Annotated in this window: 10 protein-coding genes and 1 pseudogene; 8 read left to right on the top strand and 3 right to left on the bottom strand. The window is 70.7% G+C overall.

The genetic code is table 11. The features are described from left to right. A pseudogene (locus HMPREF3086_RS19025) lies at nucleotides 1–622 on the top strand (cobalamin-independent methionine synthase); the annotation flags it as partial. Nucleotides 623–632: 10 nt separating this feature from the next. Here HMPREF3086_RS19025 and HMPREF3086_RS12290 read toward each other — a convergent pair. Beyond that, nucleotides 633–1,328: an exonuclease domain-containing protein gene (locus HMPREF3086_RS12290; protein WP_070722121.1), complete on the bottom strand. Its 696-nt coding sequence runs from the start codon at nucleotides 1,326–1,328 to the stop codon at nucleotides 633–635. 69 nt (nucleotides 1,329–1,397) lie between these two features. Here HMPREF3086_RS12290 and ligA point away from each other — a divergent pair, with 69 nt between their 5' ends. Next, entirely contained in the window at nucleotides 1,398–3,578 is a 2,181-nt protein-coding gene (ligA, locus tag HMPREF3086_RS12285) for an NAD-dependent DNA ligase LigA (RefSeq protein WP_070722119.1), read from the top strand. After that, on the top strand, nucleotides 3,575–3,964 hold the full coding sequence (locus tag HMPREF3086_RS12280) for a hypothetical protein (protein ID WP_070722117.1): 390 nt from the start codon (nucleotides 3,575–3,577) through the stop codon (nucleotides 3,962–3,964). The genes ligA and HMPREF3086_RS12280 overlap by 4 nt, the downstream gene beginning before the upstream one ends. Here the strand turns inward: HMPREF3086_RS12280 and HMPREF3086_RS12275 are convergent. Beyond that, the gene (locus HMPREF3086_RS12275; protein WP_043569170.1) at nucleotides 3,930–4,583 is read right to left on the bottom strand and encodes an ACT domain-containing protein; all 654 of its coding nucleotides are present in this window, start codon (nucleotides 4,581–4,583) and stop codon (nucleotides 3,930–3,932) included. The genes HMPREF3086_RS12280 and HMPREF3086_RS12275 overlap by 35 nt on opposite strands. 77 nt (nucleotides 4,584–4,660) lie before the next feature. Here HMPREF3086_RS12275 and gatC point away from each other — a divergent pair, with 77 nt between their 5' ends. The 5 genes from gatC (at nucleotide 4,661) to gatB (ending at nucleotide 10,427) form a co-directional block, all read left to right on the top strand. Continuing rightward, nucleotides 4,661–4,960 (top strand): Asp-tRNA(Asn)/Glu-tRNA(Gln) amidotransferase subunit GatC, encoded by a 300-nt coding sequence (gatC, locus tag HMPREF3086_RS12270; protein ID WP_007634017.1) that lies wholly within the window; start codon nucleotides 4,661–4,663, stop codon nucleotides 4,958–4,960. Next, entirely contained in the window at nucleotides 4,957–6,411 is a 1,455-nt protein-coding gene (gene gatA / locus HMPREF3086_RS12265) for an Asp-tRNA(Asn)/Glu-tRNA(Gln) amidotransferase subunit GatA (RefSeq protein ID WP_070722115.1), read from the top strand. The genes gatC and gatA overlap by 4 nt, the downstream gene beginning before the upstream one ends. Then, nucleotides 6,408–7,808, top strand: coding sequence for a DHA2 family efflux MFS transporter permease subunit (locus tag HMPREF3086_RS12260; RefSeq protein WP_070722114.1), 1,401 nt, complete (start codon nucleotides 6,408–6,410; stop codon nucleotides 7,806–7,808). Before gatA ends, HMPREF3086_RS12260 begins: the two co-directional genes overlap by 4 nt. Before the next feature lie 92 nt (nucleotides 7,809–7,900). Then, nucleotides 7,901–8,935 carry an ATP-dependent 6-phosphofructokinase gene (locus tag HMPREF3086_RS12255; RefSeq protein ID WP_061229407.1) on the top strand — a complete coding sequence of 345 codons (1,035 nt, stop codon included), beginning with the start codon at nucleotides 7,901–7,903 and terminating at the stop codon, nucleotides 8,933–8,935. A gap of 10 nt (nucleotides 8,936–8,945) precedes the next feature. Further along, on the top strand, nucleotides 8,946–10,427 hold the full coding sequence (gene gatB / locus HMPREF3086_RS12250) for an Asp-tRNA(Asn)/Glu-tRNA(Gln) amidotransferase subunit GatB (protein WP_070722125.1): 1,482 nt from the start codon (nucleotides 8,946–8,948) through the stop codon (nucleotides 10,425–10,427). Here the strand turns inward: gatB and HMPREF3086_RS18130 are convergent. Then, nucleotides 10,424–11,310 (bottom strand): IS5 family transposase gene (locus tag HMPREF3086_RS18130; RefSeq protein WP_371441669.1). Its coding sequence is split into 2 segments (ribosomal slippage), with 886 coding nucleotides annotated over them: nucleotides 10,424–10,984 and nucleotides 10,986–11,310; the frame shifts between segments, so codons are not numbered across the junction. This gene is flagged as partial in the annotation. The two genes, gatB and HMPREF3086_RS18130, sit on opposite strands and share 4 nt — an antisense overlap.

Here is an 11,310-nt window from a genome sequence, read left to right as displayed (position 1 = left end):
GGGAGCCCTCGCCGCGCGGCTCGCGGGCCGACTGCGCGCGGGCGCCCGCGTCCTGCTCGACGAGCCACTGCTCTGGAAGGTGGCCGCCGGGACGGTGCAGTCACCCAGCCGTCTCGACCCGATCGCGGCCGTCCCCGCGGACCAGCTCGCCCTGTCGCTGTGCCGCTTCGGGGACGCCCTGCGCCGCGCCGGCGCCGCCGAGGTCATGGTGCGTGTCCCCGTGACATCGGATCCCGGCGCTCCGCCGGTCTGGTCCGTCATCGCCGAGCCGCCCCGGGGCGAGACGCCTCTCGACGGCGCGTGCCTAGCCGCCTCACCGCTGTACTCCGCGCGGTCACACGCCGCCCTGGACGCCGCCGGCACCCTGCTGGGGGATGGCCGCACCCTCCAGTTGGAGGGTCTGCCCGGTGCCGGCGGACCGCCGCTGACCTCCACCGAGGCCGAACGGCCCGCAGCGGAGTTGTTGGCACTGCTCGACCGGCTCGGGGCACCACCCCACTCGCGACTACCCTCGATCGTGCTCACGCCGACGGCTGACGAGGTCGTCGCCGCGTCCGGGGCCGCCGCGGCACTCCGCGGAGCCAGACTCGTCGCGGACACCGCTCCCCGCATGGCCGAGTGACCGACCGGGCCTAGACGGTCGCCATCGGCCACAGGGTGTTGACGTCGGACGCGTCCTTCCCGCAGCGTTCGAGGTAGGCGGCGAAGTCCCGCTGGCGGGCCTCGTGCCACCGGGCCTGCTGGGCGTTGGACTCGCGCCAATCACAGCCGGACAACTCCTGTTGCGTCCCCAGCATCTTCCACGCCAGGCGCGCGGCCGCGAGCGCGTCCGCGGCCGCCTCGTGAGCGGCGTCGAGGCGCACCCCGTGCTGACCGCACAGCGCCTCCAACGTGCGCTTGCCCTTGCGGAAGGGATCGACGGCACGGTCGACGACATACGGATCGATGACCGGGCCGGCCACCTCGAAGGTCGGGTGCCACCGGCGCAGGATCGTCAGGTCGTAGCACGCGTTGAACACCACGAGCGTGCGGCCGTCGCGCCATCCCTGCCGGATGGCCTCAACGGTCTCCGCGATGACCTCCGCGTGGGGCCTACCGTGTTCCCTCGCGTGGGCGGTGGCGATGCCGTGGACAGCGGTCGCCCCCTCGGGGATCTCGATACCGGGATCGGCCAGCCAGTTCCGTTCCCTCTTGCGTGGCCCGTCGATCTCGATCAGGGCCGAGGTCACGACGTGGGCCGTGCGCGGGTCGGGGCCGGTCGTCTCGAGGTCGAAGGCCAGCAGGCGGTTCCGGTCGATGGAAACGGGGAGCGTGATGTCGTCGGTCATGGGCTCACCGTAGGCCAGCGCTCCGACACCGCGGAGGCGTCGCGGCCGCGTGCGACATAACCTGTCACTGTGAGCCAAGCGAGCGACAGCACCGAGCCCGTCGGCACCGGGGACATCCCGCCTGAGATCCGGCAGGAGTGGACCGAGCTCGCGGAGACCGTCCGCGACCATCAGTTCCGCTACTACGTCAAGGACGCGCCGATCGTCTCCGACGCCGAGTTCGACCGGCTCTTCGGGGAACTGCAGGCGCTCGAGGAGAAGTACCCGGCACTGCGTACCGCCGACTCGCCCACGCAGTTGGTCGGCGGTGGGTTCTCCACCGACTTCGCCCCGGTCGAGCACCTCGAGCGGATGACCAGTCTCGACAACGTCTTCTCCGAGGAGGAGCTGCGCGACTGGGTCGCCTCCGCGGTCGAGCAGGCGGGCGTGCCCGAGGACCGGCTGCCGTTCCTGTGCGAGGTGAAGATCGACGGCGTGGCCCTGGATCTGGTCTACCGCGACGGGAAGCTGGTCAGCGCGGCCACCCGTGGCGACGGGCGGACCGGTGAGGACGTCACCCTCAACGCCCGCACGATCGAGGACATCCCGGTGACCCTCACCCCGACGCCGGACCGGCCGGTGCCCTCGCTTCTGGAGGTCCGCGGGGAGGTCTTCTTCCGCCTCGAGGACTTCGCCGAGCTCAACGCCCGGCTGGTGGCCGAGGGCAAGGCGCCGTTCGCCAACCCCCGCAACAGCGCCGCCGGGTCGCTGCGGCAGAAGAACCCCGCCATCACCGCACAACGTCGTCTCGGCATGTACTGCCACGGGCTCGGGGCGGTGGAGGGGGCGACGTTCGAGAGTCTCCACGACGTCTACCTCGCCCTGGCGGACTGGGGCCTGCCGGTCTCCCCGCACACCGCGCCCGCGACCGGGGTCGAGGAGGTGGTCGAGCGGATGCGGTACTGGGGTGAGCACCGCAGCGACCCCGAGCACGAGATCGACGGACTCGTCGTGAAGATCGACGACCGCGCCGTCCAGCGTCGCCTCGGCCAGACCTCCCGGGCCCCGCGGTGGGCGATCGCCTACAAGTACCCGCCCGAGGAGGTCATGACCGAGCTCCTCGACATCCGGGTCTCCGTCGGCCGGACCGGGCGCGTGACCCCGTTCGCCTACATGGAGCCGGTCCTCGTCGCCGGGTCGACGGTCTCGCTCGCGACGCTCCACAACCAGACCGAGGTGATCCGCAAGGGTGTGCTCATCGGCGACACGGTGGTGATCCGCAAGGCCGGCGACGTGATCCCCGAGGTCCTCGGCCCCGTGGTCGAGCGCCGCGACGGGACGGAGCGAGAGTTCGTCTTCCCCGAGCGCTGCCCCGAATGCGACACCGTCCTGGCCCCCGCCCGTGAGGGCGACGCCGACTGGCGATGCCCCAACCAGCGGTCGTGCCCCGCCCAGTTGCGCGAGCGGCTGTTCTACCTCGCCTCCCGCAACGCGCTGGACATCGAGGCACTCGGATACGAGGGCGCGTCCGACCTCCTCGCCAGTGGGGTGCTCGAGAACGAGGCCGGGCTCTTCGATCTCACCGAAGCCGACCTCCTCCGCACGCACCTCTACACCCGTATTGAGAAGGCGACGCGGAAGCAGATCGAGGAGGGGGCCGAGCCCGAGCGGACCGTGCTCACCGAGAACGGACGCAAGCTGCTGGCCAACCTCGCGACCGCCAAGGACCGGCCGCTGTGGCGGGTCCTTGTCGCCCTGTCGATCCGTCATGTCGGTCCCACGGCCGCACGGGCCCTCGCGACCAGGTTCGGGACGATGGAGGCCATCCGGGCCGCGTCGGAGGAGGAGCTGGCCGAGACGGACGGCGTGGGCCAGACGATCGCCGCGTCGGTGGTCGAGTGGTTCGGCGTCGACTGGCATAGGGAGATTGTCGACCGGTGGACGGCGGCCGGCGTCTCGATGGCCGATGAGCGGGACGAGTCGATCCCGCGCACGCTCGAGGGGTTGACGATCGTCGCCACGGGCTCCCTCGAGGGTTTCACCCGCGACGGCATCAAGGAGGCCATCATCACCCGCGGCGGCAAGGCCTCGGGGTCGGTGTCCAAGAAGACCGATTACGTAGTGGTGGGCGACAACCCGGGCTCGAAGGCGGCGAAGGCCGAGGAGCTGGGTCTGACCATCCTCGACGAGGCGGGCTTCGTCGAGCTCATGGAGAACGGGCCCGCCCCGGCGGGAACCGCGGATCCGGACACTGAGGACGTCGACCGGTGACGATAGGGACGCCCCTCGTCCAGTTCCCCTGGCCGCTGGTCTTCGGAGGGGTCGTCGGGTTCGCACTCGCGCTGGTGGCCTCCCGCCTCGGCCGGCCGGGTGGGGGACCGGTGGACGTCGTCGGAACGCTGGCGGCCGCCGTCGCAGGGGTGGCAGCCGGAGCGTTCGTCGGCCTGCTGGGTCTCTGGGGCGCCGGGATGTCGAACCCGATCGCCTGTCTCTACTCGTGTGAGGAGGGGCTGCAGTTCCTGTCGAACGAGCAGTTCCGGCAGATCAAGCTCATGACCGACCTCGCGTGGATCCTCCCGGCGGTCGCCTTCGTCTCTGCCGCGATCGCGGTGACGACGCGCCTCAGCCGGCGTGCAGCGAGCGCAGAATCCCCGTGAGGTAGCCGAGACGGGCGATCTCCGACGGCCGGAACGACGGGCCGCCGGGCCGACCGACCACCAGGACGTGCCCGGCGTTCAGGGGCGCCGCCGCCAACGCGGTGTCCATCGCCGTCCATTCGGCCGGGACCTCGTCGTCGTCATCCAGTGCGGTGACGCGAGCCAGGCCGCACACGACGGGGACCTCGCCCCCCTCCCACATCGGCGCGGACTCCCCGCGCGCCACCAGCCGACACGTCGCGTCGCCGGTCACCTCCAGCACCAGCGCCCAGCCGACGCGCAGCGCGGCGGGGATCTCGTCGGCGAGCATCTGCGCGGCCCCGGCGCCCGCCCCGGCGACCGCGTCGATCAGCTCGAGCTCGCGATGGGCGTCGAGGATCCCGCCGAACGGACGCAGGGAGTCCACGACCACGCCGTCGAGCCGCTCGGCCGCCGTGATGAGGGTGTCGGGGAAGGTGCCGTGGGGGACGTCCACGACGATGTCGTCGACCGCGACACCGTCGAAACGGTCCACGACGTCGAGGCTGACGATGTCCGCGTCAACGGTTCCCAGGGCCACCGCGAGGGAGCCGAGGCTGCCCGGTCGGTCGGGCAACATGACGCGGAGGAGATAAGACATGACGCCCATTGTGCCGCACCCCCGCGGCCTGACTAGGCTGGGCCGGTACCGACCACGCCACGGAAAGGGGCAGGCACGTGACCTCGATCTCACGCGGGGACGTCGCGCATCTGGCCAGGCTCTCCCGCCTGGAACTGAGCGACGCCGAGCTGGATTCGTTCGCACAGCAGCTCACCGACATCCTCGACCACGTGCAGGCCGTCTCCGAGGTCGCCGCGGACGACGTCCCCGCGATGAGCCACCCCACCGCGATCACCAACGTGTACCGGGACGACGTGGTCACCCCGGGACTGACGCCGGAACAGGCGCTCGACCAGGCCCCGGCCTCCGACGAGCAGCGCTTCGAGGTCCCGCAGATCCTGGGAGAGGACGCATGACCGAGCTCACCACCGCCACCGCCGCAGAGCTGGCGGGCCGGATCGCCGCGCGGGAGGTGTCCTCGGAGGAGGTCACCCGTGCGCACCTGGACCGGATTGACGAGGTCGACGGCGAGATCAACGCCTTCCTGCACGTGGGCGCCGACGAGGCCCTCTGGGCGGCCCGGGACGTCGACTCCCGCCTGGCCGCCGGTGAAGAGCTCGGCCCGCTGGCCGGCGTGCCCATCGCCCTGAAGGACGTCTTCACCACCACCGACGCCCCCACCACGTGCGGCTCGCGCATGCTCGAGGGGTACCGCTCGCCGTATGACGCGACCGTGACGGGCCGGTTGCGGGAGGCGGGTATCCCGATCCTCGGCAAGACCAACATGGACGAGTTCGCCATGGGATCCTCCACCGAGAACTCCGCGTACGGGCCGACCCGCAACCCCTGGGACCCCAGCCGTACGCCGGGCGGCTCGGGCGGCGGTTCCGCCGCGGCGCTCGCGTCCCACCAGGCCCCGCTCGCCATCGGCACCGACACCGGTGGGTCGATCCGCCAGCCCGCCGCGCTCACCGCGACGGTCGGCGTCAAGCCCACGTACGGCACCGTCTCGCGCTACGGCCTCGTGGCCTGCGCCTCCTCGCTCGACCAGGGCGGGCCCTGCGGCCGCACCGTCGAGGACACCGCCCTGCTGCACCAGGTGATCGCCGGGCACGACCCGCGCGACTCCACGAGCCTCGATGTGGCGATCCCGGATGTCGTCGCGGCCGCCCGCGAGGGCGCGAAGGGCGACCTGACCGGGCTGCGCGTCGGCGTGGTCTCGGAGTTCTCGGGGGAGGGCTACCAGCCCGGCGTCGAGGCGTCATTCCGCGCCGCGGTCGACACCCTGCGAGAGCTGGGCGCCGAGATCGTCGAGGTCTCCTGCCCCAACTTCCGCTACGCCCTGCCCGCCTACTACCTCATCCTCCCGTCCGAGGTCTCCAGCAACCTCGCGCGCTTCGACGCGATGCGCTACGGCCTGCGGACCGGCGAGGGCTCGGCCGACCAGGTCATGGCCGCGAGTCGCGAGGCCGGCTTCGGGCCGGAGGTCAAGCGCCGCATCATGCTGGGCACCTACGCGCTGTCCGCCGGCTACTACGACGCCTTCTACGGCCAGGCGCAGAAGGTGCGCACGCTCATCGCGCGCGACTTCGACGCCGCCTACGAGAAGGTGGACGTCCTCGTCTCGCCCACCACGCCGACGACCGCGTTCCCGCTGGGGGACAAGGTCGAGGACCCGGTCGCGATGTACCAGTTCGACCTGTGCACGCTGCCGCTCAACCTCGCCGGGCACTGTGGCATGTCCGTGCCGTCCGGTCTGGTCGACGGTCTGCCCGCGGGCCTGCAGATCATGGCGCCGGCGCTCGCCGACGACCGCCTCTACCGGGTGGGCGCCGCGTACGAGGCCGCGAGAGGCGCGATAGCGTGACCACGGTCCCCGAGCGGGACGCCTGGAAGGCCCTCGCGGCCCTGGTCATCGGGTTTTTCATGATCCTGGTGGACCAGACGATCGTCGCCGTGGCCACCGACGCGTTCGTCACCCAGCTCGGTGCCAGCACCAACCAGGTGATCTGGGTGACGAGCGCCTACCTGCTGGCGTACGTGGTCCCGCTGCTGTTCACCGGGCGGCTCGGGGACCAGATCGGGCCGCGCACGGTCGCGATCGCCGGCCTGGTGGTGTTCACCGGGGCCTCGCTGTGGTGCGGCCTCGCCCCGAACGTCGAGATGCTCATCGTCGCCCGGGTGTTCCAGGGCGTCGGTGCCGCGCTCCTGACGCCGCAGTCGCTGAGCGTGATCACGCGCGTCTTCGCGCCCGAGCGCCGCGGTGCGGCCATGGGCACGTGGGGCGCCGTGGCCGGGATCGCCTCGGTGGTCGGCCCGGTGTTCGGCGGCGTGCTGATCGACGCCTTCGACTGGCGGTGGATCTTCTTCGTCAACATCCCGTTCGGCGTGCTCGCCGTGGTGCTGGTGTGGCTGTGGGTGCCGGTACTGGAGACGCGCACGCGCTCTTACGACGTGCCCGGAATCGTGCTGTCGGCGATCGGCATGTTCCTGCTGGTGCTCGGCATCCAGCAGGGCGAGTCGCACGGCTGGGGCGGAACGACCGCGGCGCTGATCGTGGCCGGCGTCGTGGGGCTCGCCCTGTTCGTGTGGTGGCAGTCGCGCGTGCGTACCGAGCCACTGGTGCCTCTACGGTTGTTCCGCGACCGCAACTTCTCGATCGGCACGTTCGGCGTGTCGACGATCGGGTTCGTCACCGCGGGGACCATGGTGCCGCTCATGTTCTACCTCCAGGGGGTCAAGGAGCTGACCCCGACGCGGGCCGGGCTCATGCTGCTGCCGATGGCCCTGGTCGCCGGTGTCCTCGCGCCGGCCGTGGGCCGGTGGGCCGACCGCCTGGACCCGCGGATCTTCACGGGCGTCGGGTACTTCTCCTTCGCGATCTCCCTGTTCTGGCTGGCGCTGGTGATGGACTCGCAGACGCCGGTGCTCGTCCTGCTCGGCCCGATCGCTCTGATGGGGGTGGCCAACGGGTGTGTGTGGGCGCCGACGTCTTCCACCGCCTTGCGCCGCCTCGAGCTGGCCTCCGCGGGAGCCGGGTCGGGTGTGTACAACACCACTCGTCAGGTCGGCGCAGTGCTGGGTTCCGCCGCGATCGGCGCGCTCATGCAGGCCCGCCAGGTCGCGCACGGGGACATCGGACAGGCGGTCGCTGACTCGATGTTCCTCCCCGCGGTGGTCGTCCTTCTCGGCGGCCTCGCCACGATGGCGTTCAAGACGGGCGATCGGTCGCCCGCGGAGCCGTCGACCAGCCCGGCGAGGTGACCCGCTCGGCGAGGTGACCGGCGCGGCGAGGTGACCCGCGCGGCGGGAGGCCGTGCGCCCCTAGACTGCGGGGGAACCGAGAGGAGCTCGACGTGCGTATAGGTGTCCTCACCGCCGGCGGCGACTGCCCGGGCCTCAACGCGGTGATCCGCGCCCTGGTCCGCACCGCCAACTCCGAGTACGACTCGCCGGTCCTGGGCTTCCAGGACGGGTGGTCCGGCCTGGTGGAGGACCGTGCGGTCCCATTGTTCGACGACGAGGGCATCGACCGGATCCTGCTCCGCGGTGGCACGATCCTCGGGACCGGCCGACTCAACCCGGACGTTCTGACGGCCAGCCTCCCGGAGATCCGTCGGACGCTCGAGCGGCACGCCCTGGACGCCCTGGTGGCGATCGGCGGCGACGGGACGCTCAAGGCCGCCCGGTGGCTCACCGAGAACGGAATCCCGGTCGTGGGCGTGCCGAAGACCATCGACAATGACGTCGGCGGCACGGACTACACCTTCGGCTTCGACACGGCCGTATCGATCGCCTCGGACGCCATCGACCGTCTGCACACGACAGCCGAGTCCCACGAGCGGGTCATGCTGGTCGAGGTGATGGGCCGCCACGCCGGGTGGATAGCTCTGCACGCCGGACTCGCCTCGGGGGCTCACATGATCGTGATCCCCGAGGTCCCGTTCGACATCGACTACGTGTGCAAGGTGATGAAGCGTCGCTTCCAGATGGGGGAGGCCTACGGCATCTGCGTGGTCGCCGAGGGCGCGACGCCCGTCGAGGGCTCCGGGATGACCCTGCGCGAGGGTGGCACCGACCAGTTCGGACACGAGGTCTTCACCGGGGTCGCCGACCAGATGGCGACGGCGATCCGTGAACGCATGAACCGCGACGTCCGCACCACGGTGCTGGGCCACATCCAGCGGGGTGGCACGCCGACCGCCTACGACCGCAACCTGGCGACGCGGTTCGGGGTGCACGCGGCGCACGCCGTGCACCGCGGGGATTTCGGCCAGATCGTGGCGTTGCGCGGGGAGTCGATCGCGATGGTGCCGGTCGAGGAGGCCGTGTCGGTGCTCAAGACCGTTCCGGAGGACCGCTACCGCGAGGCCGCCTGCCTCTTCGGCTAGATTGTTCGGCATGGAGTTCACCGAGGTCGTGTCACGTTTCGATCCCGTCATGGGTATGGAGGTGCACGTCGAGCTGCACACCAACACCAAGATGTTCTGCGGGTGTCCGACCGCGTTCGGGGCCGAGCCCAACACGCAGGTGTGTCCGGTGTGCATCGGCCTGCCGGGCGCGTTGCCGGTCGCCAATCGGCAGGCGGTGGAGTGGGCCATCAAGATCGGTCTCGCGCTGAACTGCTCGATCGCGCCGTACAGCCGGTTCGCGCGGAAGAACTACTTCTACCCGGATCAGCCGAAGAACTACCAGATCTCGCAGTACGACGAGCCGATCGCCCACGATGGTTACCTCGACGTCCAGCTCGAGGACGGCTCCACCTGGCGCGTGGACATCGAGCGCGCCCACATGGAGGAGGACACCGGGAAGTCCACGCATGTGGGCTCGGCGACCGGACGCATCCACGGCGCCACGCACTCGCTGCTGGACTTCAACCGTGCGGGCGTGCCGCTCATCGAGATCGTGTCCAAGCCGATCGTCGGGGCGGGGGAGCGGGCCCCCGAGATCGCGCGCGCCTACGTGTCGGCGCTGCGTGACCTTCTCAAGAGCCTCGACGTGTCCGACGTCCGGATGGATCAGGGGTCGATGCGCTGCGACGCGAACGTCTCCCTGATGCCCAAGGGCGCCGCCGAGTTCGGCACCCGCACCGAGACCAAGAACGTCAACTCCCTGCGCAGCGTCGAGATCGCGGTGCGCCACGAGATGTGCCGCCAGGCGGACGTACTGACGTCGGGCGGCGAGGTCGTCCTGGAGACCCGGCATTTCCACGAGTCGGACGGCACGACGACCGCCGGTCGCCCGAAGGAGTCGGCCGAGGACTACCGCTACTTCCCCGAGCCGGATCTGGCGCCCGTCGAGCCGACGGAGGAGCTCATCGAGTCGATCCGCGCGACGCTGCCGGAACTGCCGTGGGTGCGTCGGGCGCGCGTGCAGGCGGACTGGGGCGTGTCGGACGAGGAGATGCGCGATCTCGTCAACGCCGGCGCCCTGGACCTCATCCTCGCCACTGTCGATGCCGGCGCGCCGCCCGCCGAGGCCCGGTCGTGGTGGGTGTCCTACCTGACGCAGCAGGCCAACAAGAGGGGCGTCGAACTGGACGCCCTCGCCATCACGCCGACGCAGTTGGCGCGGGTCATCGAGCTGGTCGCCGAAGGCAAGCTCACCAACAAGCTGGGCCGACAGGTCGTCGACGCGGTCCTCGACGGTGAGGGCGAGCCCGATCAGATCGTGGCGGACAAGGGCCTCGAGGTGGTCCGCGACGACTCGGCGCTCCAGAAGGCCGTCGACGATGCGCTCGCCGCTCAGCCGGACATCGCGGACAAGATCCGCTCCGGCAAGGTGCAGGCCGCAGGCGCGATCGTCGGTGCGGTCATGAAGGCCACCCGCGGCCAGGCGGATCCGGCTCGCGTGAAGGAGTTGGTGATCGCCGCCTGTAGCTAGGGCGTGTCTCCCAATAGGCGTACCCAGGCCAGGATCGAACAGAGAGTGACGGCGGCGCGGTAGGTGATCGCGAGTTTGTCGTAACGGGTGGCCAGGGCTCGCCATTGCTTGGCCAGGGCGAAGGATCGTTCGACGACGTTGCGCCCTTTGTAGAGGTCAGCCTCGAGTTTGGGCGGTCTGCCGCCGCGGCTGCCTCGGCGTGCTCGGGCGGCGATCGTGTCGCTCTTTTCCGGGATTACGGCGGCGATGCCCCGGTTGCGGAGCTGGCGGCGGATGATGCCGGACGAGTACGCCTTGTCGGCGATGACCGCGTCCGGGCGGGTGCGGGGTCGGCCCCGCCCGTGGCGGGGAACGTGGATGTCGGCGAGCACTTGCTCGAGCATCGCACCGTCGTTGCGCTGGCCGCCGGTGACCACGTTCGCCAGCGGCCGCCCGCGGCCGTCGACGGCACTGTGGATTTTGGTCGTCAGTCCGCCCCGCGACCTTCCGATGCCGTGACCTGCAGGTTCACACTCTGCTGCGGGGCGATTCTTGTGATTCGATCGAGCCCCCTGTGTCCTGCTCAGGGCGGGTCGTATTTGTGCCGTGCTGGTGGGCGCGGCAGATGGTGGCATCGACCGAGACGTTCCAGTCGATCATCCCGGCCGCATCGGCGTCAGCCAGGATTGTCTGCAGGACCCGGTCCCAGGTGCCGTCCTCGGCATAGCGTGCGTGGCGTTTCCACACCGTCTGCCATGGGCCGAACTCCTCTCGCGGCAGGTCACGCCACGGAATCCCTGCCCGGTAGCGGTAGATGATGCCCTCGACCACCTTGCGGTTGTCGAGAAACGGATGCCCCTGCCGCCCCTGGTTAGAGGGCAACAGGGGCTCGATCCGCTCCCAC

Source organism: Dietzia sp. HMSC21D01 (assembly GCF_001815995.1).
GTDB classification, from domain to species: Bacteria; Actinomycetota; Actinomycetes; order Mycobacteriales; family Mycobacteriaceae; genus Dietzia; species Dietzia cinnamea.
Note: the sequence above shows the minus strand (reverse complement) of the source record. Positions and strands in the feature narration are given on the sequence as shown.

Excerpts from the sequence above, each read along its gene's own strand:
- HMPREF3086_RS12290 (WP_070722121.1), bottom strand. The coding sequence starts at position 1,328 with ATGACCGACGACATCACGCTCCCCGTTTCCATCGACCGGAACCGCCTG.
- HMPREF3086_RS12275 (WP_043569170.1), bottom strand. The coding sequence starts at position 4,583 with ATGTCTTATCTCCTCCGCGTCATGTTGCCCGACCGACCGGGCAGCCTC.
- gatA (WP_070722115.1), top strand. The coding sequence starts at position 4,957 with ATGACCGAGCTCACCACCGCCACCGCCGCAGAGCTGGCGGGCCGGATC.
- gatB (WP_070722125.1), top strand. The coding sequence starts at position 8,946 with ATGGAGTTCACCGAGGTCGTGTCACGTTTCGATCCCGTCATGGGTATG.